This is a genomic window from Cellulophaga sp. L1A9 (assembly GCF_009797025.1).
Taxonomy (GTDB): domain Bacteria; phylum Bacteroidota; class Bacteroidia; order Flavobacteriales; family Flavobacteriaceae; genus Cellulophaga.
The window spans coordinates 4,119,160-4,142,470 of sequence record NZ_CP047027.1 but is presented as its reverse complement, the minus strand read 5'-3'; the positions used below and the strand labels follow the sequence as shown (position 1 = coordinate 4,142,470).

Here is a 23,311-nt window from a genome sequence, read left to right as displayed (position 1 = left end):
TGCCTCAATATTTAAATTCTATATTATGGGCAACCAAAAAACCGCATACATATTCCTATTCTTTTTTGTTTTAACAACACTTCATTTAACTGCACAAACACTTGATGTAGCTGCAGATGTACGGTCTCGTTTTGAATACCGCCACGGGTATAGCACCCTCTTTTCTGATGATGCGGACCCTGCTGCTTTTGTAAAGCAACGAACACGATTAAATATTGGTTACGAGGCCGATAAATTACAAGTATTCATAGCCTTACAAGATGTGAGTACTTGGGGCGATACCCGACAATTACTTGATGTAGACGGTAATGATTCTTTTTCATTATTCCAAGCTTGGGCGCAGCTACAAATCAATCAAAATTGGTCTACAAAACTAGGAAGACAAGTTATTTCATATGACGACCAACGTATTTTTGGAGGCGTAGATTGGGCCATGCAAGGACGTTTTCATGATGCCGCAATTCTTAAGTACAAAAAGGATAATTTTATGCTTGATTTAGGAGGAGCATTTAGTCAAGAACAAGAAGCTAACGAAGGCAATGCCTATACCATTCAAGGATTCTTCACCTATAAAACCATGCAATATGCTTATCTTAAAAAGTCATGGGAGAACAGTGCAGTGAGTTTATTATTTTTAAATGCAGGTTTTCAAGATTTCACAGGGGAAGCGAATGATGTTGCAGATGGAGTTTCCTATAGACAAACCCTAGGTTCTTATTTTAAATTTCCCATAGAAAAAGTAAATATCGCTGGTAGCGCATATTATCAGTTTGGAAAAGCAAATGCTTCAACAGATTTAGCAGCTTACCAAGTTTCACTAGAAGGTACTTATGCTACTAATAAAGTAAATTATGGTTTAGGTATTGAATTACTTAGCGGTACGGATCAAGAGGGTGCATCTAAAAATAAATCCTTTTTCCCTTTATACGGTACAAATCACAAGTTTAATGGATTTATGGATTATTTCTATGTGGGGAATCATGCCAATAACGTAGGGCTTAATGATGTATATGCAAAAGCTGTAATTACCACAGGAGAAAAATCTAACTTGCTTATAAAGGGACATTATTTTACTGCAAATGCAGATTTAATTGATGATGCAGCTAAATATTTGGGTACGGAAATAGATGTGGTGTACACACAAAAATTGATGCCTTTTGTTAAGTTAAACATAGGCTACTCGCAAATGTTTGCTTCAGAAAGTATGAGTATTGTAAAAGGTGGACGCCCTAATGATAATACAAATAATTGGGGTTGGGTACAACTTACTATTAACCCTACGCTGTTTAAAACAAATTTGACTAAAAACGAGTAAGAAATAGCAAACAGTAATTTATTCTAAAGGGTGTTGATATTTAAAGTCGCACCCTTTTTTTATTCACATATACCATCGTATTGTTGCTCTTAGCCACTAACTATTTACTTTCCATTGGTAGGAATCATCTTCAAAAATTTCCTTACCAAAAACGGGTACCTCGGCTTTAATTTTTTCCACAACATACTCCAAAGCTTCAAAGACCACTTTCCGCCTTGGCGAAGAAACAAATACAAATAGGCATATTTCCCCCGTTTTTACAGCACCAAGACTATGATAGATATGCATACAGCTTAATTCAAATTTTTCAAAAGTAGCTTCCCGGACTTCGTGGAATTTCTTATTTGCCATATCTTCATAAGCAGAATAATCTATGGCTGCAACTACTTTCCCATCTATGGTATCTGCCCTAACCTGTCCTAGGAATATGTTATGAGCTCCTATTCCAGTTTTAGATTGATGTTTGGCAATAGACTTAGCTATAAATTCTGATGAAATAGGGCCTTGACTAAAAACGTTTTTATAGATTGCTGACATACTTTATAATTGATTTAATTCTTTCATTTGTTGGTCTAAAAATTCCCAACAGTTTTTATTTATTTTTTCAAAAGCTTGCACAAGCTTTTGTCCGTAAGGGGTAAGAACGGTACCGCCACCTTTTGTACCGCCTACGGTTTTGGTAACAACGGCTTCTTTGGCAGACTTGTTAACAGCATCTACAAGCGTCCAAGCTTTCTTGTACGACATCCCTATAGATTTTGCTGCTTTCGCTAAGGAACCTTCTTGCTGAATAGCTTTAAGCAGCTTTACTCTTCCTTCTCCAATAAGCACATTATCGCCCACTTCAATCCAAATTCTACTCCTAATTTTTTTATCATTCATAGACATGGCTTTATTTCGTAGGTAAAAGAATTGTTTTAACGGGAGTACCTTTTTTTATACTATTTGTGTTTTCAGGGATAAAAACCAAAGCATTTGCGGTATCAAATGCTTGTAGCATTGCAGAACTTTGACCTCCTAAAACATGAACGCTATCTGCTATAATTTGTGCCTTTAAAAATTGAGCCCGATCTCCTTTCACCTCATAATCTGATGCTATTGGCATTAAAAAACTTAACAACTGAGTATCGGTACCGCCTTCATATTTCTTTAATAAAGGGTATACATAAATATAAAAACAACTTAAAGCAGCGGCAGGGTTCCCGGGAAGTCCAAATATAGATACCGTTCCCTTCTTTCCAAAAAATAAAGGCTTTCCTGGTTTTTGTTTTACTTTATAAAAAATTTCTTCTACTCCAATATCCTTCAATGCTTTTCCGACAAAATCATAGTCTCCCACAGAGACACCACCTGTAACCACTACGACATCATGTGCTTCAATAGCTTTTCTTAAAGTGTTTTTTGTTTGATCATACGCATCTGGCACTGTAATTATAGAAGTTTTTAAATATCCTAACTCGCGTAATACTGCAGAAAGCATGGTGCCGTTAGACTCATAAATTTCGCCATGCTCCAAAGGAATACCCGGAGCTTTAAGCTCATTTCCCGTAACGACAATTGCAATTGAAGGTTTAGCATACACCGTCACTTTTGTAATGCCTATACTGGCTAAAAAACCAATATGCACGCCTTTAAGCTTCGTGCCCTTTGCTAAAGCTAATCCCCCTCTTTTAATTTGAGATCCTTGTGGTCTTATGTTCATTTCGGTAACCAAAGGCATTTGAATACTTATTTCATTCCCATGAACGGTCACTTTCTCTTGCATGATTACAGCATTTGCTGTGTCAGGTACCGCTGCACCTGTAAATATCCGTACAGCTTGCCCAGGTTTTAATATTGGGTTCGCATTATCGCCTGCTTTTACCTCTCCACGTACAGCATAGCGTATTGCGCTATGCATATTTAAAGCATATCCATCCATGGCTGATTGGCGAAAAGGTGGCATATCAACTTCTGAAATAACATCTTTAGCAAGAACAAAATCCAACGCATCATTGAGATTCATATCGAGAATCGCTGAAGAAACGGTACTGTATTTTAGCACTAGACCTTGCGCTGTTTGTATGCTGATTAAAGTAGAATCACTCTCCATTGAAATTATTTTATAAAACTACGAATGCGTTATTTCCGTTCAAATATAGCGCTCCTATTTTAAAAAAAGCTATGATAATTATCATCTTTTTATTGCAATAGTTTATGGATTTTTGCTAAATTGTTAGAGATATGTTAAAAACCTATCTCCTTTCTTACTGAAAATAAAATATTTTGTATGCCTATTAAAAGTTATTTAGCTCACCCAATGACCGGTAAAAAAGAAGAATTATTGACCGCATTGCAAGGTTTTGATCAGTGCGAAGTACTTCCTGCTGAGAACCAAGATATTTTAGCCTTGGTTACTGATACACAAGACGAACAAGAAGATGAAATTTTAAAAGAAAAAATAGAAGCCCTAAACAGCCTAAAATTATTGGCTTTAGTTTCTGGTTTTAACACCCCTCAATAATTAATATAGCTATGTACGATTCTGTAACAAATAGAAGGAGTTTTATAAAAAAAATGGCAATGTTGTCTGCAATCACCGCAGCAGCATCTATGTTCCCTGGAATTATATTTGCGAGTGAACAAGAAAAAGGAATTCCTGAAGGCGCCAACCTAGATTGGAAAAAAGGACCTTGTAGATTTTGCGGTGTAGGTTGTGGCATTCTTGTTGGAACTGAAAACGGAAAAGCGGTAGCTGTTAAGGGTGATCCCAATTCTTCTGTAAATAAAGGTTTATTGTGTGTAAAAGGATATCATCAGATTATGTGTATTCAATCTAAAGACCGACTTACACATGCTTTGGTAAAGAAAAATGGAAAATATGTTCAAACACCTATAAGTGAAGCGTTAGATCTTGTCGCTTCCAAAATGAAAGAAACTATTGCAACTCATGGTAAGGATGCTGTTGCCATGTATACATCGGGCCAGTCTACCATACCAGAAGGATATATTGCCTCTAAATTAATGAAAGGAGCTATTGGAACTAACAATCTAGATTGTAATGCTAGATTATGTATGGCCAGTGCCGTTACAGGGTTCTTAACCTCTTTTGGAGCAGATGAACCTATGGGCTGCTACGAAGATATAGATCACGCAGATTATTTTATTACTTGGGGAAACAATATGGCAGAAATGCATCCTGTATTATTCTCAAGAATGTTAGAACAAAAAGCCACTCGTGGTGCCAAAATTATTGATTTTGCCACACGGACAACACGTTCTAGTACCGCTTCTGACAGATCTATTTTATTTGAACCTCAAACAGATTTAGCTGTAGCGAATGCCATTTGTTACGAGATTATAAAAAATGGCTGGGTGAACAAATCTTTTGTAGAGAAACATTGTAGCTTTAGTAAAGGTCTTACAAATATTGGATATGGCTTAGAAGACAATTTTACGTTTACCGATAAGCCCGAAAAAATAGACTTTGAAGCATACAAAGAATTTCTAAAAGAGTATAGTCCAGAGAAGGTTTCTAAATATTCTAAAGTATCTGTAAAAGATATTAAGTATTTGGCTTCTATTTATGGAGATCCGAATAAAAAAGTGGTTTCTTATTGGTGTATGGGAATGAACCAACATACCCGAGGAACATGGATTAATAACCTTGTTTACAATATTCATTTACTTACTGGTAAAATTTCGCAGCCAGGAAACGGCCCTTTCTCATTAACAGGTCAGCCTTCTGCTTGTGGTACCGCTCGTGAGGTAGGAACTTTTACGCATAAACTTCCACACGGCGTAGTAACCAATAAGAAAGATAGAGAAATGGCTGCTAAAATATGGAAAGTTCCTGTAGAACGTATTCCATCTAAACCTACCTATCATGCTACCGAAATGTTTAGAGCTGTAGATCGCGGCGATATTAATTTTATATGGATACAGGCGACGAATCCGTTAGTCTCGCTCCCTAAAACCAGCCGGTACCGTCCTGCAATGCAAAAAAAATCATGCTTTGTTGTGGTTTCAGACGTTTTTCCTACTCCTACTTCTGATGTAGCTGATGTAATTCTTCCTGCTTCATGGCATATTGAAAAAGGTGGACTGTACGGTAATTCTGAACGTAGAACACAGTATTGGCAAAAAATGATTGAAGGTCCTGGAGATACAACCGCAGATACTTGGATGTTTATTGAAGTAGCAAAACGAATGGGGTTTGCAGACCTGTTCCCGTATAGCAAAGAAAATCACGTAGAAGAAATATATAACGAATACCGACAATTTCACGAGGGTTCAAAACATGGAATGGCGCCTCTAGAAGTTCTTCAAAAAGAGTCTGGAGTAATCTGGCCGTATGTAGATGGGAAGTCCACACAATGGCGCTACAATGCTAAATATGACCCTGCTTGTTCCAATGGTGAAGACTTTCATTTTTATGGAAAACCAGATGGAAAAGCGGTGATCTGGCAGCGTCCTTTTGAAGAGGCTCCAGAAAAACCAGACCAAGAATATCCGTTCTGGCTAAACACTGGTCGCGTTGTAGAACATTGGCATACAGGATCTATGACACGTAGAATTCCAGTATTACATCAAGCAATGCCAAATGCTTATGTAGAGTTTCATCCAGATGATGCAAAGTCTCTAGGAATTAGAAATGGAGAAAAGATTAAAGTCACCTCGCGTCGTGGTTCTTGTACATTACCGGCGTCCATCAACGAAAGAGGATTACCAACCAAAGGACAAGTATTTGTACCTTTCTTTGATGAAAGTATGCTCATCAATGATGTCACCTTGGACTCCTTCTGCCCTATTTCTAAAGAACCAGATTATAAAAAATGTGCGGTTAAAGTTGAAAGAGTATAACTATGAAAAAGAGACTCGGGATCATATCGTTTTTTGTAGTCATCTTCATAGCGTTTATCGTTGTGTGGAACTACAGCTATCAGCAAGGATTAGAAGAAGCCTATACGCCTATTATTGAAACGCCTACAGGAAACTTTATCCCTGCAGAAAGTGGTGTTTTCAGACGGTTTGACGATGCAGGTTTAGACTATTTAAATATGCCTGTAGATGAAGATCACCAACGCTCATTAGATAGTTATTACGACAACAGAGCTTATCCGGGAGCTCCACCTAGTATTCCGCACCCCGTAGCGAAAGAACGTAGCTTTGGAGGAAACACGTGTATCCAATGTCATAAGAATGGTGGCTTTGTAGCCAAATTTGGTGCCTATGCTCCTGTTACTCCACATCCAGAGATGATTAACTGTCGGCAATGCCATGTCACAAAAAACACAAACACAACGTTTAAGGCCTTTGCTTTTTCTAAACCAGAACCGCCTAAAGTAGGTGTAGGCGCAAATAATGCCTTGTTGGGAAGTCCGCCTATGATTCCGCATCAATTACAAATGCGCGAAAGTTGTATTTCTTGTCATGGAGGACCAAGTGCTCCAAAAGAAATAAGAGTGTCACATCCTGAACGTATAAATTGCAGACAATGTCATTTACCAAAAAGCAATAAACAACCCAATGTTGATACTAGTACATCTCTAAGACAATTCGATAAACTAAATGAAAAATAGAACGCTAATATATTACGTAGTATTACTTCTAGGAGTATCCCTATTTTCTTGTAAAGAAAAAGATGGATATCATTCAATATCTGATAAAATAGAAGGAGAAAGCAAACCTTATCACGGTCCCCTCACTTCTGAGGAGTTACTAGCGGATACGGAATTAATTCAAATTACTGAAGGGGAGTTTACATTCCTAATCCCAGAACGAAAAGGACAGATAAAATCTTTTGCGTGCATAGAATGTCATAGCAAACCTGTTTCACAAATGAAAGGAATTGATATTCAAAAAGCACATTGGAATATTAAGTTAAATCACGCCAGTGGTGATGCCATGAATTGCGCTACATGCCATAATGGAGCCGATATGAATAACTTAAATACCCTTACAGGCAAAAATATAGATTTCAATCTAAGTTACAAACTCTGTGCACAATGTCACTCAAGCCAATTTGAGGATTGGAAAGGTGGCGCGCATGGTAAAAAAGTAGCAGGATGGGCTCCTCCAAGAGCATCAAATACATGTGTTAATTGTCACAATCCACACAGTCCTAGTTTTGAAAAAAGATGGCCCGTACAATTTAATACACAAACGGCTATAGAACGTAAAGAAGGTTTAGAAGATTTAGATCACTAAAAATAAAGCTATGAGCGAAAATAAAAAATGGTACTCTCTAGATCTAGGTCTAAACAACAAAAAAGAAGCTTCTGGTTCTTGTGGTTGCGGTAAATCTGAAGGAAGCTGTTCTAGTGCTCCTAAAGAAGAAGAATTAAGCGCCGATGAATTTTACGAGGCAGCAATCAATGCTTCTATAGGTGAAGAAAGACATAAAGATGGTTTTGATCAAGTTTTTGATGTAAAAATGGATAGAAGAAGTGCTTTTAGAAAATTAACGGCTAGCCTTCTTATTGGTGCAGGAGCCGTCAGTACTTCGTGTAGTGTAACTACGGGAGATGAAAGTAAAGAAAAAGCACAGATTGATTGGGAAGAACAGTTTAAAGGAAACTATAAACTAATGACCGATGATGAAAAAAAAGGAACTATAGACAGACTCATGCGTTCTTATGAATTGAGAACCGATAAGCGTATAAGTATGACCGCAGAAAATGCGGCTGAAGATGTACTTTTTGGTTATGCCTTCAACATCTCAAAGTGCCAAGGGTATATGAATTGTGTAAGTGCTTGTGTAGAAGAGAATAACCAAGATAGGAACTCCGAAATGCAATACATCCGAATTCACGAAATGAAAGATGGCGAGGGATTCAAATTTGATAAAGCAGATGATAACTACTATCATGAGGTGCCTGCAGAAGGTCACTTCTATATGGGCACGCAGTGTTTTCATTGTGATAATCCACCCTGTGTAGAGGTTTGCCCGGTACAAGCAACTTGGAAAGAAGAAGATGGTCTTGTCGTTATAGATTATGATTGGTGTGTTGGTTGTCGCTATTGTATGGCTGCATGCCCATACGATGGAAGACGCTTTAACTGGAGTAAACCTGAAGTACCAGAAAATGAAGTAAATAAGAACCAACACTACTTAGGGAACAGAATGCGTAAAAAAGGGGTCATGGAAAAATGTACCTTCTGTGTGCAACGTACCCGTAAAGGAAAAAACCCTGCCTGTGTAGAAGCGTGCCCAACTGGAGCTAGGATTTTCGGAAACTTATTAGATCCCAACAGCACCATACGATGGGTGTTAGAAAATAAAAAAGTGTTTAGACTAAAAGAAGATTTAGGTACAGAACCTAAGTTCTGGTACTTCATGGACTAACAATAGAGATAGTTTTTTTAAAAAGAAAGCATATAAATCGCAACGCTTAGCATACCAAATGTTTCTCAGCAAGTTGATTTAAAATAATATATAATGGGAGGATTTAAAGTATTTAAAAGTTTAGTAATCGATAGTTTAGATACAATAACTAAAGGGTCTAAAAAGTATCATCTTTGGATGGGATTCTTAACCCTAGTAATGCTTATAGGCATGTATTGTTATTCCATTCAATTAGAAGAGGGACTTAGCGCTACAGGCATGTCTGATCGTGTTAGTTGGGGACTCTACATTTCTAATTTTACCTTTTTAGTAGGTGTGGCCGCTGCCGCAGTTATGCTTGTAATGCCCACCTATGTTTTAAAGGACATTGATTTTAAGCAAGCAGTTTTAATTGGCGAAGGGCTTGCCGTTGCTGCCTTGATTATGTGCTTAGCTTTTGTGGTTGCAGATATGGGCGGACCTTCTGTTCTATGGCATATGATTCCCGGAATAGGGGTTTTTAACTTCCCTAACTCCATGTTAACTTGGGATGTTATTGTGCTAAATGGTTATCTTTTTATAAATATCAGTATCCCTTTTTACATCCTCTTTAAACATTACCAAAACAAAGAAGCTAAGAAAAGTGTATACGTACCTGGAGCCATTCTGTCGGTGTTTTGGGCTGTGGGTATCCACTTAGTCACCGCTTTCTTATATCAAGGGCTACAAGCACGCCCTTTCTGGAATAACGCCCTCTTAGGTCCTCGCTTCTTAGCATCGGCTTTTGCTGCAGGACCAGCGCTTATTATTTTAGTATTAGCGGTTATTCGCACTTTCACAGCATTTAAAATAGAAGATAAAACAATCAAAAAAATAGCCATGATTGTAACTGTGGCGGCTCAGATAAATTTAATTATGCTGGTCTCAGAATTATTTAAAGAATTTTATGCGCCCACACATCATAGTGAAAGCGCTTATTACCTATTTTTTGGTTTACACGGTAAAACGGCACTACTACCTTGGATATGGACCGCTATTCCTTTAAATGTGCTTGCTACCATTATGCTAACGTTCAATAAATTAAGAAACAACCTTAAAGTATTGTATCTATGTTGTGCAATGCTATTTGTTGCAATATGGATAGAAAAAGGCTTTGGTTTAATCGTTCCTGGCTTCATTCCTGGACCTTATGGTAAAATAGTAGAATACCTACCATCGGGTATTGAAATTGGTGTCACCATAGGTATTTGGGCTTTAGGGGCATTTGTTTTTACCATTCTTGCAAAAACGGCTATAGGCATTGAATTAGGAGAATTAAGGTATAAGGATAAAAATGCTGAAAACGTTTAATTAAAACACAATTTTACTACGAAAACAGCAACTACAAGCATTATTAACTACAGACTTAAACTCAGCCAAAGAACAGGCATATATCTTTCTGCTCACAAACTATGCTATTGCGTTAATCTAATGAGGAGTAAAGCACATGTCTTAAATTAAAATAACAGATATTTGCGGCTTCAAATGGGAAAGAAACAAAAAGGAATCCTTAAGCGAATACTGAAAGTTTTTGCTATACTGTTACTGCTTTTTATAAGTATCATACTATTTATAAGAAGCCAGTGGGGTCAAGATATTATCGTCACCAAAGTAGTGGATTACGTTTCTAGTAAAACCAATACTAAAATAGGTATAGACCGTCTTTTTGTAACTTTTTCTGGAAATATTTTTTTAGAGGGACTTTATTTGGAAGACACAAAGGGTGATACCTTACTCTACTCTAAAGCTTTAGAAGCTAACCTACCGTTATCGCCTATTATTCTTGGTAATGGCATAACATTAAAATCCTTAGAATGGGAAGGTGTAAAAGCTAATATCATCAGAAAAGATAGCACTGAAGAATTCAATTTTAATTTTTTAATACAGGCTTTCGCATCACAAGATTCTGTACAGACCACTGATGAAATTCAGCCTCTAGCCATTACCATTGGAGCTGTTTCACTTTCCGATTTTGATATTAAATATAACGATGCATTTTTAGGCATAGAAAGTGCTATTCGTTTAGGAAAACTTCAGTTGGATATCGATGAGTTTGATTTGGAAACTTTACATTTTGACGTTGATAATTTCGTATTAAAGAATACAACTATCAACTACAATCAGACCAAGCTATTTCCGGTTACAGAAGAAACAACAGACACACCACTTCCTTATCTATCCGTCGAAAATTTCAAGCTTGAAAACGTAAAAACAAATTATAATTCTATTCCAGATAAGCTAATTGCTAAGGCTGTAATTGGCGATTTTAAGCTTGAATTACAGAAGGCTGATTTATCAAGTAATACAATTGACGTCAATTACTTATCCTTAAACAACTCAACAATATATTTAAATCAAGAAGAAGATCAAATAAGTACCACAAACACAGAACAAATCACAAACAAAACTACCGATTTTAAGTGGCCCGAATATTTGGTTCGGGTAAATGAAATTGATTTTAAAAAGAACAACATCACGTATATTTCTGGCAAGCAAGAACCCCTTGCAGGAACATTTAATCCTTCTGCATTAGCTATTTCTAACCTAGGCTTAAAAGCTAATGATCTATTTTATGAAAATGGAAAAACAAAGCTATCCTTAGAAGCTTTTTCTTTCCAAGAAAAAAGCGGATTTGAATTAAAAAATTTGAGTTTTGATGCTAAATTATATGATACTTCGGCAGTCATTTCTAAATTAGAATTACAAACAAATCGAAGTGCAATTTTTGGTGCTGCTGCACTTAAATTTTCATCCATTCAGAATCTGATGGACACTCCTGAAAACGCTAGTTTAAACCTTACACTTCCCAAACTTACTTTAGACCTTAGAGATGCTTTTATTTTTCAACCAGAACTAGCAACTAACGAATACTTTAAAAAATTAGCGGTCAAACCTTTTACAGGGAACGTAACTGCATCAGGGACACTAAAAGCTATAGACATTCCTAGCCTAAAGCTAAACTGGGGAGAAAACACACAACTCATTGCACAGGGAAAGCTTTACGATGGTATGCAACCTGACGTATTATCCTTTGATTTCAACACCATTCAAGCCATTTCAAGCAGAAAAGATATACTTACTTTTGTTTCCGAAAGCGAGCTCGGTATTTCGGTTCCTAAAACAATAAAATTAAACGCAGTCGCTAGCGGAAGTCCTGACGAAATTAAAGGATATATAGCGCTAAAAATACCAGAAGGTGCTGCGAAAATTACTGGCAATTATAGCGCGAAAGACCAAATAGCATTTGAAGGAAAATTAAAAGTTGACAATTTACGCTTGGATAAACTCCTTAAAAACGAGCAATTGGGTGCAATTTCAATGACCATGAACCTTTCGGGCAACGGAAACAGCATCAATAGTTTGAATGCCAATTTAGAAACTGACTTTACGCAATTAGAATTAAAAGATTATGATTTCTCAAATCTTAAGCTCGATGGCAAAATTGTAAATGGGAATGGAGATATCAACCTAAATTTTAAGGATGATAATTTAAATCTTCAAGCAAATACCAAAGTAAACTTAGACACGCTAACATCTGCTGTAAAACTAAATTTAAATATTATCGGTGCAGATTTGTATGCATTAGGTATTACCAATGAAAACATTAAAATCGCGACTAAGATAAATTCAGAATTTGAAGGCACTATAGCTAATTTTAATCTAAACACCACCATCAATGAGACCATTGCTGTATTCAATGATGAACCTTATAGAATGGATGATTTATTGGTAAAGACTCAAATTGATTCCTTAAATACGAATGTAGTAGTTACTAGTAATTTTTTAAATGGAAGTTTAAAAGCAAACAGCTCAATAGATAAGGTGAATTCTGCTTTACAAGAACAGATTACCAGTTACTTTTCTGATAGTTTGGCTGTCAATGCAAAGCTAAATCCTATTGTTTTAAACATGGATCTTAAACTTAGCCCTACCCCTATTCTTACTGATGTTTTTTTTAAGGATATTGAAAAATTAGATACTATTTCAATGAAGGCTAATTTTAATGCTGCTACAAAAAAGTTGTATGCATCACTGTTGGTTCCTTCTGCCGTTTATAGCGGTAGTTCCATAGACAGCTTAAATATTTTGGTACAAGGCGATGAGAAAGATTTAAATTTTACAGCTGGCTTTAGCGAACTATCATCAGATCCTATATTTATAAAGAAAACCCTATTTGAAGGTGAATTAAAAAACAGTGCTATGCAATTGGATTTTACCTCTTATGATGAAAACCAAAAGCTCTTACATATTGGCTCAGAAGTTTCTCTTTCAAAGGATGTTACCACACTTAAAATTCTTCCTTCAGAATTAATTTTCAATAAAAAGCAATGGACAATTCCGGAAGATAACAGCATTAAATTTGGTGAAAATGTTTTAGAATTCAACAATGTAAAGCTAACAAAAGACGCACAAGAGCTAAGCATTACCAATACTAAAAAAGGCACTCAAAAAGAGCATATTGGTATTGCATTTAATGATTTTAAGCTTCAAACTTTTCTGAGCCTCTTAAACCCTGATGAAGCTTTGGCTTCTGGTCTTGTTAATGGTAGTCTAATTATTGAAGATCCGTTTGGAGCAACAGGTATTATTGCTGATTTTAAAATAAATCAACTAAAAGCACTTCAAAGCCCTTTAGGAAACCTAGTTTTAAAAGCTAACTCTACCGGAAATGCTCAGTATAATTTTGACATGGCCTTGAAAGATGGAGGAATAGATTTAGATTTAACAGGAGACTATACTGCCGCTAAAACGGGTGCTAAACTTAATTTAGATGTAGATTTAAACAAGTTGGAATTAAAAGTAATCGAAGATTTTTCAGACGGTGCTTTCACCAACACCTCTGGCACTATTTCAGGAAACGTAAAAGTTAATGGAACAACCACAAGTCCTATATACGCAGGAGAATTTTCATTTAACAAAACAGAATTTAAAGTAGCGCAATTAAATGCAATATTTAAAATAGACAACGAAAAGCTTAAAATAAACAACGCTGGCTTTTACTTAAACAATTTTGCAATCCAGGATAACAACGGCAATTCATTTGCTGTAAATGGCGCTATAAAAACTTCGGAACTTACAAACCCTACATTTGATTTACAGCTTAAAGCAGACGCTTTTCAAGTAATGAATTCCACAAAAGAAGATAATGAACTTTTTTACGGAAAGGCAACCATGAACGCTGATGTTACGGTAAAGGGAGACTTAAATCTACCTATAGTCTCTGGAGTATTTAAAGTAGATAAAGGCACAGCTATAACCTACATAGTTCCAGAATCACAATTGGATATTGAAGAAAGAGATGGTGTTGTCATTTTTGTAAACCAAGAAAACCCTAATGCTATACTAACCCGAAAAGATGAAGAAGAACCATCATCTATATTAAGAGGGTATAAAGTAAATACCATAATTGAAATTGATAAAGATGCCGTTTTCAATGTTATCATTGATGAAAAAACAGGTGATAATCTTCAAATTTCCGGAGAAGCTAATTTAAATTTTGGTATGAACGCTACGGGTGCGATGAGTTTATCTGGTAGGTATGAATTAAAGGACGGACATTATGAAACAATTTTGTACAATGTCGTAAAACGAAAATTCACGATTAAACCGGGAAGCACGATTACTTGGACGGGCAGTCCAACGGATGCTAATCTCGATATTACAGCAATATACACTGTTGATGCCTCTGCGAGTCCTTTAATGGCAAGCCTCACCTCTAGTGAAGATTCTAGCGTTTCTAGTAAATACCAACAGGTACTTTCGTTTCTGGTATACTTGAATGTAGATGGAGAAATTTTAGCCCCAGAGATTTCTTTTGAATTAGACATGCCTGAAGAAGACCAAAGTTCACTCAGTGGTGCTGTTTATGAACAAGTGCAACAATTAAATGAACAAGAGTCCGAATTGAATAAACAAGTATTCTCATTACTTACTTTAAATCGTTTTTTCCCTAGTTCAGGTAGTGATGGTAGTAGTGGTGGTACCGCAACAATAGCTAGAAATAACGTTAGCAAAGTACTTTCTGATCAGTTAAATACATTTTCAGATAAGCTGCTGGGTAAGTCAGGTTTTGAATTGGGTTTTGACTTTGATAGTTATACAGATTACCAAGGTGATAGTCCTGAAGATAGGACCCAATTAAACATCAATGCTCAGAAAAAACTATTCAATGATCGGCTAATTGTTAGTGCGGGTAGTACCGTAGATGTAGAAGGTAGTGCGCAAACAGATGAAGAAGAAACTCCTATAATTGGCAATGTAAGTCTAGAATATTTATTATCAGAAGATGGTAGATATCGTTTAAAAGGCTTCCGTAAAAATGAATATGAAAACGTCATTGATGGACAGCTAATTATCACGGGCGTAGCATTAATTTTCAATAGAGAATTTAATAGTTTTAGCGAATTATTCAATCCTATTAAAAAGGAGGATAAAGACAAGAAGGACCGTAAAGAAAAAGCCAAAATAGAAAACTAGTTTTAACGAGATTAAAATTAAAAAATACAACGCATAGAATTTGAAAAATTATTTTAAATACAGCTATATTATTGGTCTGGCAATTGTACTCTTTAGTTACTCCTGCGGTGTTTCTAAATATATGCCAGAGGGAGAGGTGTTATATACAGGCTCAGAGGTAAACTTGCAAGCGCAAGAAGATACATTGAATACTAAAAAAATAAAAGAAGAGCTATTAACGCTATTGCCATCTACCCCTAATTCTAAAGTTTTAGGAATGAGATTGGGTCTATACTATCATTTTAAAGCACAAAAAGATAAGCCTGGTTTTATAAACAAATGGTTGAATAAAAAATTTGGAGAAGAACCTGTTTATTTATCTGATCTAAACACGCACCGCGTAGAAGAACTCATGCGCAACCGTTTAGATAATAGAGGTTTTTTTTATAACACGGTAAGTTCAGAAGTAAAAACAACACCCAAGTTTGGAAGTGTTACGTATTCTGCGAATTTACCCCAACCGTATCGCTTAGAAAAATTTGATCTTCAGAAGGACTCGCTTCCAATTTATAATGAAATACAAGAAATACTTACTGAGACTCCAATTAAAGCGGGTACTAGGTTTGATTTAGCAGTGTTAAAATATGAACGAGAACGTATAGATCATCAATTAAAACAACGCGGGTATTACAACTTTAATTCTGATTTTTTAATTTTTGAGGCGGATACAAACCATTACAAAACTCCTAAGTTTGACCTTCTTCTGCGTCTAAAGAAAAATACCCCACCAAAATCTATTATTCCCTACACCATTGACTCTATTACTGTTTATCCTAAATATTCTATTGAAGACACCACTACTATAAAAGAGACAACACTTGTAGATGGTATAAAATTTATTCAAGAGGATGAATTTTTTAAAACAAAGCGACTTGAACCGTATATTCTATTTAAAAAGGGACAAAAATACAATGCAAATACTGCAAAACTAACTAGCAATAGACTATCATCAATAGGAAGTTATAAATATGTAAATATTCAATTTAAAGAAAAGGATACCACCACAAATACAGAGGATGCTGGATCATTGGATATGGATATTTATCTATCGCCATTAACAAAAAGATCGGCTCGGATTGAGCTTCAAGGTTTAACAAAATCAAATGGATTTACAGGCCCAGGAATAGCCATATCCCATAGCAATAGAAATGTTTTTAAAGGCGGTGAAACATTAAGTATTACAGGAAATTTCTCTTACGAAATGCAACTCTCTGGGAGTGACAACAATAGTAGTATTGGGGGTGGTTTAACTGCTGATCTAATCATACCAAGGTTGGTACCCTTTTCCCCTAGCCTATTTAAAGACAATGTACCAAAAACAAAAATTAGCCTAGGCGTAGAATTTTTAAACCGGACTGATTTGTACACATTAACATCATTCACGAGTTCCTTTGGTTATTTATGGAATGAAAACAAATATGTATATCACGAGTTAACACCTATAAGCATTAACTATGTGAATTTAGCAAATACCACAGAGGAGTTTGAAGAAATTTTAGATGAAAATCCGTATTTAGAAAGTAGCTTTGAACAACAATTTATTGCAGGTCTCAATTACAAATTTACCTATAACGAATTGGTCAATGAGGAAAAAACAAATCCGATATTTTTAGAAACTAACTTTGATATCGCAGGTAATACCTTAAACCTCTTAAGCGGAGGAAAAGAAACTGTATTTGGACTAGATTATGCACAATATGCAAAAATGGATGCTGATCTTCGCTATTACCACCGCTGGAAGAATGAAAATACATTTATAGCTAGAGCTTATGCAGGTCTTGGAGTACCCTACGGAAATTCAACTACCCTACCCTACGCAAAACAGTTTTTCTCAGGAGGAGCATATAGTGTTAGAGCATTTCAAATTCGTTCACTAGGTCCAGGAACGTTCTATTCTGAAGACGATGATACAACGTCTTATTATGACCAGTCTGGTAATTTAAAGCTTGAAGCAAATCTCGAATATAGATTTCCAATTTTTTCTTATGTAAAAGGGGCCATTTTTGCTGATGCCGGTAACGTTTGGTTGACTTATGAGGTTGACACATCAGATGATGATAGCGAAGACGATATAGCCTTTATTGAAGAACTAAACAGTAAAGGTAAATTTAGTAATAATTGGATAAAAGAATTAGGTGTAGGTGTGGGTTTTGGATTAAGAGTAGATATCCAAAGTTTTGTTATTCGATTAGACTTAGCTTCTCCAATACGTGTACCTTATTATGACGAAGGAGAACGCACAAGAACTCCTTTTTTTGGTGGTGGTGATGATAACTTGATGTTTAATTTTGCGATTGGATATCCTTTTTAATCATTATATTAATTGCAAATGCGAGACACTAATTTGCGCTAACCCTTAAATATACCTTGAATATGAGATTTTTACCTATTTTTAAATTTGACAAAAAAACGGATATATCCCAGTGGTCCATAATAGATGATGTGGTTATGGGTGGGAAATCATCAGGGGAATTTTGCCTAAATGAAAAAGGGAATGGAGTTTTTCAAGGTCGTGTTTCCTTAGAAAATAATGGCGGTTTTTCTTCGTTAAGGTATCGTTTTAGTGCCCTTAACAGTACTGCTTATTCCAAGATTATAATAACAATTAAAGGCGATGGAAAAAGCTATAAGCTGAGATTTAAAACAAAACAATCTGATAGCCATTCGTATATAACCCACTTCAATACCTCAAAGAATTGGGAAACCTTAGCGTTCTCTATGGCAGAAATGGAACCCATATTCAGAGGTAGAAAATTAGACCTTCCTAATTATAAAGACACCACTATAGAAGAAATTGCTTTTATAATTGGCAATAAGGAAGAAGAACACTTTAAGTTAGAAATAGATGAAATTCTTTTGGAGTAACACACACTAGCGTACTTCAAAACTTAAATAAAAATACAAATGGTGTAGAAAGAGGAATGTCCATACAAAGGTTCTAATCCAGTTTTTATGAACTAAAGAATCAAGTAGTTGGTCATTGACTATTCCAATAGAAATTTTTATATGCATAGGAACAAATTGAAAAAAAGTAGAACACCAGACAGCAACGATAAGCATCAAACGTAAAACAGTAAAAAAATTAGTCCCCAATGCCACTTCATAAATAGAAAGACTAAGCTGACTTACTAGTAACGGAACAACGATAAAACTAAAACGAGCAGTATACTTTTTATGCCAAACAATAAGGTTTTCTTGAGTGTAATAGCCAAAACTTGGATACACAACACATTGTATCATCCAAATTAAAACAACCAAACCAAAATCTATCAAAAGTCCTATAATCGCTATAGCCATTATAAGTGTTTGGTTATTTTAGTGCTTAGTGGTTTCGTTATCGAGAAATAATAATCTATAAATTGCCCCTTATCATCTACAAGGTATTTCTGAAAATTCCACTTTACACTAGAACTCTTTTTACCATTTAATGATTTATTGGTAAGCCATTCATAAAGTGGGTGCTGCTTGGGGCCTTTCACAGCTAATTTTTCTGTAAGCAAAAACGTAACTCCAAAATTCAACGAACAAAATTCCTGAATTTGTGAGGCTTCACCAGGCTCTTGTTGACCAAATTGATTACAAGGTGAACCAATTACAACAAGTTTATCTCCATACGTATCACTTAAAGTTTGTAGCTCTTTATATTGTTTTGTAAATCCGCATTCTGAAGCCACATTAACAAAAAGTAGTTTTTTGCCTTTAAAGGTATTTAGAGCTATTGGTGTTCCATCTATAGTATTTATTGCGACATCATAGATAGATGGGTTTTGTAATTCGTGGGAACTACTCGGAGCTACTTTTGCTTTATTCGTTAATTTCATATGATGCTTTTAAAAATTTACACACAACAACAGTTTATAATATGATGATGGTACTATTCCTTTAGTGCTACAAAATAGATATAATATTTAATTCTGATCGTGCTATAATAACCTGAGTTATATACGTCCTTACGCTCTAAACTTGTTCCTTACACCCCACCCTTTCTCTTTATATATTTTAAACCTAGAGAAAAATAGAAAATGATGCGTATTCCTATTTCAAAAATACTAATTTTGTTTATTAATAATTTTAAATAATTAAACAAAATTAAAAATGGAGCGACAGGAACCTAAGATATATATAATAGGTGCAGGAATTAGCGGTTTAATTGCAGCTACCGTACTTGAACAAAGTGGGTTTTCTCCTGTTATTCTTGAAGCTTCAGATCGTGTTGGTGGAAGGGTTAAAACAGATATTGTCCAAGGATATCAATTAGACCATGGTTTTCAAGTAGTATTAACGGCCTACCCAGCAGCACAAAAATACCTTGATTTTAAAGCTTTAGAATTACAAAAATTCTTACCTGGTGCGGCTATTTTTAAAAATGGCAATCAAAAGGTCCTTGGCGACCCTTTGCGAGATATGACCTTACTATTCCCTACCCTATTTTCAGGAATAGGAACCTTTTCTGACAAACTATTAACATTAAAATTAAATCGTGAATTAAATAAAAAATCACTCCTAGCTCTATTTTCAGAAGAAGAACAGACCACCTTATCGTATTTAAAAGGTTTAGGCTTTTCTAAAGAAATGATTGCCGATTTCTTCATGCCATTTTTCAGTGGTATCTTTTTGGAAAACAAATTAGATACTCCGAGTAGCATGTTTAAATTTGTTTATAAAATGTTTGGAGAAGGCTATGCTGCTTTACCAAAAGCCGGAATTGGAGCGATACCGCAACAGCTCTCAGAAAAATTAACACGCACTACATTTAAATTCAATACAAAAGTAAAAGCTATTAAAGATACCCAAATTGAACTTGGTGATGGCGCACAATTAGAAAGTGATTTTACGATTGTGGCCACAGAAGCAAGTCCATTAATTTCTAGATTGAGAAATCAAAAAACATTATGGAAATCATGCTACACGCTATATTTTGAAGTTGAGAAAAGAGTTATTCATAAGGCATTAATCGGACTTATTCCAAATCAAGGTTCAGTAATAAACAATATCTTTTACCATACCAGTCTAAAAACAAATACAACATCAAATAAAGAATTGCTTTCTGTAAGCGTTATCGATAATCAAAACCTAACAGATAAAGCTCTTATTGAAAAAGTAGAATTGGAATTGAAAGAATATTGTAACATAGAAGACACTAGCTTCCTAAAATTATACCACATACCAGCAGCATTACCAAATTTAGACCATTTACGTTATGAAATGACTCCATCAGAAACACGCTTAACTTCTAGTATTTTTTTGGCAGGGGACACACAACTTAATGGTTCTTTAAATGCCGCTATGATCTCTGGAGAAAGAGCTGCTTTGGCGGTTATAGAAACTATTTCTGGAACGATATTATCTTAAGTTAAGATTTCAAAAAATAACCTAATCCCTTACTTAACATAAAGTGCATTCATCTAAAATAGCTAGCTACTGAAAGTTTTAAATACAACAAATGGTGCTTTGCTTTTCCGTTTGGCTTCTGACCATCTAGAAATACATAAGCACCATTTGAATTTAGGTTTTAAACCTAAAATTTTAAATGAAGAATCGGTGTATAAAAAACATTTCTTCGAGATTTAATAAAGTGTAAATCTCTTGTTTTGCTAATGGTAATTAAAAATGTGGAGACCACGATTCTTTTCAATCACCTAGCAAAATCTAGATAGAAAACTGCTAAAACAATTTTTAAACAGCCTTACAAAATAGATATTAATGCATTTCATGTACTACGACCCAACATAACATCAGATTCCTGAGTCAGGTTTTCCTTTTAATCTAATTTCAATCTTTTTCTTCTTAACAGTTAACCTTTTCATAACTTCCATTAAATCCTCATCTTTGGTTTCTTTATATTGCTCGTTAATCGCTAAAATGAGTCGTTTTGCTTCTCTTGAAGCTACCACTCTATCACTCGTTGACATATGACTCATTTTGGCTTTTTCAAAGATTGTCGCTTCTTCTAAAATATCCATAGTTCTTTTTTGTTTAGACAAAAATAAATATAATTAAACAAAGGGAAATAAACAACTAAAATTGAATGATTCTGCTTTTTTAAGATATATTTAGTAAATTTTTCAGGCTTTTTCTATTTTCTGCTTTAATTGGTTCAATAAATTTTCATTAAAATCTAATTCAACTAAAACATGAGCATAGGAGTTTTCAAACTCTTTTTCGCAAGTATTGAATACATTTTTATAATATATGATGCCATCATTTAAATTTTTAACAAACAGCGCTAAATATTTTTTCTGCTTGTCATCTATTAAAGCACCAGCTTCTTCAAACTTATTTTTCAGGTAATCGATGTAAATAGTAAGCTCTTTTATAAAAATATTAGGTCGATCAGTCCGTTTTATAACATTGGATTCCCCATAAATATGACCGATAATTTCCTTCAAATCCATAATCTTTGAAAAATATGCTAAGTTAGGTCCAGGACAAACGGAAACTCCCTCTCCTTCTGTTTTTGTATCTAAGTTATATTTTAGCAAAGCAGAAGTTCCTAACCCAACGCAAGTACATGACTTTTCTGTAATTTTTTCATATTCTTTTTGATACATTTCAGGGGTAAGATTTTCTTTCTCTAAATCTTTAATCCTCAAATGCTGATATTGCCGAGAAGCGGTACAAATACCTTTTTCTGTAAACTCTTTATTCAATGCTACAAACTTTTTGGGGCAAGAACTCCCTGGTCTATCTTTAGCGATTAAAGCCCTTTTTTCTTCATCTTTCGTGTTGCTTTTAAGGCTATGAAAAGGTATTCCTAATGGAGAAATATTACTTAAATACAGGTCATTTTCTTTGGCTTTCACCATTTTTTTTAAGGTCTCATCATCTACCGTTGTTGCATTTGGAACCAGCAAAAAAGGAGTCCCCCATCCAATAGAATCTATTTTATAATGCTGTAATAAAAAATTGTGTTCTTCTGCAGTCCCTACGCCGCCTTGAGCCGTAAATTTAACGGGTAAAGGCACTTCTGAAACGTGACGTTTTTTAAGCGTTAATGCTTTTTTAAAGATAGCATTGGTTTCACTTATAAACTCTTCTCTTTGATCTCTAAATTGTGCCAATATGGGCCCTAAGAGATACCCATCAGTTGCAAAAGCATGTCCACCGCAATTAAGTCCGGATTCTATTCTATATTCCGATACCCATAATCCTTTTTTAGCTAAAAATTTTCCTTGGATTAATGCCGATCTGTAATCGCTTACCTTTAAAACTATTTTCTTTTTTATAACTCCTTCTTTATCGGGATAAAAGTCTTCAAACTCTTCTAAATAACTATAGAGTCTTGGGTTCATACCTGCAGAAAATATTACAGAAGACATCAAATCACTGTTGGCATACCCTCTAAGTGCGGCATGTGCGTCGTTATAAATTGATGGTAATTTTTCTTTTTTATGGAAATTTTCTTTATCCACTTTCGTCATAATATTAACATCAATACTCCCCATTCGTAAAGTATCTTCTAAGAAATCTTTCAATTCAGCGATCGTGTAATGCTTTGAAATAAAGTCATTAAACTGCTGTTTAAAAACAGATGTTTCGGGTAAAAAATCAAAATACTCCTTTAAACTATCATTAACTCCATCTGTTATATTCTTAAGTTCCTTAAATTTTTTCTCAGCAATACTTTTGACCAAATTTAAATAGGAAGTGATTCGTTTAGCTCTGAAATCTTCAAAATCTTCTGTAATTTCAGTATAGGCTTGGTTAAATATATTGGAATACATTTTCCTCAATTTTTCTACCAAAATATCGTCTACCAATGAAACAGCAGAATCAATACCAAGATGTGAAACTTTTAAGGGTGTGTCAATGGTAAAACCTATTCCCATCACAGGAATATGAAAAGAATGTGCCTTCATAATAATGTATTTAATAAATTCTTACTAGGTAATTTAGATCAAAACTGATACAATTAATTGCCATAGAATATGATAATTATCATTTTTTAACATGTTGAAATGGCAGTGTTTAACTGCAGGCAACCTTCGTAAAGTCACCGAACCTAACTTGCTGTTAATTTTACCAAGAAACACGTATTAAAATAGCTGTTTTACTATTGAAGAGCTAGCAATCGTAAGAATACACTGTCCTATCTTTTTTAAACGATATAAAAAACAGGTAATCATCTAAAAAAT

19 protein-coding genes are annotated in these 23,311 nt (G+C 34.9%); 11 read left to right on the top strand and 8 right to left on the bottom strand.

Features of this window, described 5'->3' with window-relative positions:
- Positions 1-25: 25 nt before the first annotated feature.
- Positions 26-1,315, top strand: coding sequence for an alginate export family protein (locus GQR94_RS18220; protein WP_158977924.1), 1,290 nt, complete (start codon positions 26-28; stop codon positions 1,313-1,315).
- A 96-nt stretch (positions 1,316-1,411) separates the two neighbouring features.
- Here the strand turns inward: GQR94_RS18220 and GQR94_RS18215 are convergent, their stop codons facing one another.
- From GQR94_RS18215 to glp, 3 genes are read right to left on the bottom strand one after another with little or no spacing between them, the layout of a single operon-like run.
- Positions 1,412-1,852, bottom strand: coding sequence for a molybdenum cofactor biosynthesis protein MoaE (locus GQR94_RS18215; RefSeq protein WP_158977922.1), 441 nt, complete (start codon positions 1,850-1,852; stop codon positions 1,412-1,414).
- Between the two features lie 3 nt (positions 1,853-1,855).
- Positions 1,856-2,197, bottom strand: a complete 342-nt coding sequence (locus tag GQR94_RS18210) for a winged helix-turn-helix domain-containing protein (RefSeq protein ID WP_158977920.1) — start codon at positions 2,195-2,197, stop codon at positions 1,856-1,858.
- Between the two features lie 10 nt (positions 2,198-2,207).
- Entirely contained in the window at positions 2,208-3,407 is a 1,200-nt protein-coding gene (gene glp / locus GQR94_RS18205; RefSeq protein WP_158977918.1) for a gephyrin-like molybdotransferase Glp, read from the bottom strand.
- Between the two features lie 177 nt (positions 3,408-3,584).
- On the opposite strand from glp, the gene GQR94_RS18200 reads away from it, so the two are divergent.
- The 9 genes from GQR94_RS18200 to GQR94_RS18160 all read left to right on the top strand — a co-directional run bounded on the left by GQR94_RS18200 (position 3,585) and on the right by GQR94_RS18160 (position 18,041).
- The gene (locus GQR94_RS18200; RefSeq protein ID WP_158977916.1) at positions 3,585-3,818 is read left to right on the top strand and encodes a hypothetical protein; all 234 of its coding nucleotides are present in this window, start codon (positions 3,585-3,587) and stop codon (positions 3,816-3,818) included.
- Positions 3,819-3,829: 11 nt separating this feature from the next.
- A complete protein-coding gene (locus GQR94_RS18195; RefSeq protein ID WP_158977914.1) occupies positions 3,830-6,157 on the top strand; it encodes a molybdopterin-dependent oxidoreductase in 2,328 nt (775 codons plus the stop codon).
- A gap of 2 nt (positions 6,158-6,159) precedes the next feature.
- The gene (locus GQR94_RS18190; RefSeq protein WP_158977912.1) at positions 6,160-6,876 is read left to right on the top strand and encodes a cytochrome C; all 717 of its coding nucleotides are present in this window, start codon (positions 6,160-6,162) and stop codon (positions 6,874-6,876) included.
- Entirely contained in the window at positions 6,866-7,504 is a 639-nt protein-coding gene (locus GQR94_RS18185; protein ID WP_158977910.1) for a cytochrome c3 family protein, read from the top strand. Before GQR94_RS18190 ends, GQR94_RS18185 begins: the two co-directional genes overlap by 11 nt.
- A gap of 10 nt (positions 7,505-7,514) precedes the next feature.
- Positions 7,515-8,642 (top strand): 4Fe-4S dicluster domain-containing protein, encoded by a 1,128-nt coding sequence (locus GQR94_RS18180; RefSeq protein WP_158977908.1) that lies wholly within the window; start codon positions 7,515-7,517, stop codon positions 8,640-8,642.
- A gap of 93 nt (positions 8,643-8,735) precedes the next feature.
- Complete coding sequence (dsrP, locus tag GQR94_RS18175; RefSeq protein WP_158977906.1) at positions 8,736-9,971, top strand: sulfate reduction electron transfer complex DsrMKJOP subunit DsrP; 1,236 nt, start codon at positions 8,736-8,738, stop codon at positions 9,969-9,971.
- A 174-nt stretch (positions 9,972-10,145) separates the two neighbouring features.
- Positions 10,146-15,137 carry a translocation/assembly module TamB gene (locus GQR94_RS18170; RefSeq protein WP_158977904.1) on the top strand — a complete coding sequence of 1,664 codons (4,992 nt, stop codon included), beginning with the start codon at positions 10,146-10,148 and terminating at the stop codon, positions 15,135-15,137.
- A gap of 40 nt (positions 15,138-15,177) precedes the next feature.
- Positions 15,178-17,487 (top strand): BamA/TamA family outer membrane protein, encoded by a 2,310-nt coding sequence (locus tag GQR94_RS18165; protein ID WP_158977902.1) that lies wholly within the window; start codon positions 15,178-15,180, stop codon positions 17,485-17,487.
- A 62-nt stretch (positions 17,488-17,549) separates the two neighbouring features.
- Entirely contained in the window at positions 17,550-18,041 is a 492-nt protein-coding gene (locus GQR94_RS18160) for a CIA30 family protein (protein WP_158977900.1), read from the top strand.
- A gap of 6 nt (positions 18,042-18,047) precedes the next feature.
- On the opposite strand, the gene GQR94_RS18155 is transcribed toward GQR94_RS18160, so the two are convergent.
- Together GQR94_RS18155 and GQR94_RS18150 are read right to left on the bottom strand one after the other, a co-directional pair.
- Positions 18,048-18,473: a hypothetical protein gene (locus GQR94_RS18155; protein WP_158977898.1), complete on the bottom strand. Its 426-nt coding sequence runs from the start codon at positions 18,471-18,473 to the stop codon at positions 18,048-18,050.
- Entirely contained in the window at positions 18,473-18,997 is a 525-nt protein-coding gene (locus GQR94_RS18150; RefSeq protein WP_158977896.1) for a glutathione peroxidase, read from the bottom strand. Before GQR94_RS18150 ends, GQR94_RS18155 begins: the two co-directional genes overlap by 1 nt.
- A 274-nt stretch (positions 18,998-19,271) precedes the next feature.
- On the opposite strand from GQR94_RS18150, the gene GQR94_RS18145 reads away from it, so the two are divergent.
- A complete protein-coding gene (locus GQR94_RS18145) occupies positions 19,272-20,528 on the top strand; it encodes an NAD(P)/FAD-dependent oxidoreductase (RefSeq protein WP_158977894.1) in 1,257 nt (418 codons plus the stop codon).
- Positions 20,529-20,590: 62 nt separating this feature from the next.
- Here the strand turns inward: GQR94_RS18145 and GQR94_RS22980 are convergent, their stop codons facing one another.
- From GQR94_RS22980 to GQR94_RS18130, 3 genes are all read right to left on the bottom strand, one after another.
- Positions 20,591-20,701, bottom strand: a complete 111-nt coding sequence (locus tag GQR94_RS22980) for a DUF2237 family protein (protein WP_370458300.1) — start codon at positions 20,699-20,701, stop codon at positions 20,591-20,593.
- A gap of 210 nt (positions 20,702-20,911) precedes the next feature.
- The gene (locus GQR94_RS18135; RefSeq protein ID WP_158977892.1) at positions 20,912-21,139 is read right to left on the bottom strand and encodes a hypothetical protein; all 228 of its coding nucleotides are present in this window, start codon (positions 21,137-21,139) and stop codon (positions 20,912-20,914) included.
- Between the two features lie 102 nt (positions 21,140-21,241).
- The gene (locus GQR94_RS18130; RefSeq protein WP_158977890.1) at positions 21,242-23,035 is read right to left on the bottom strand and encodes a hypothetical protein; all 1,794 of its coding nucleotides are present in this window, start codon (positions 23,033-23,035) and stop codon (positions 21,242-21,244) included.
- Positions 23,036-23,311: the final 276 nt, after the last annotated feature.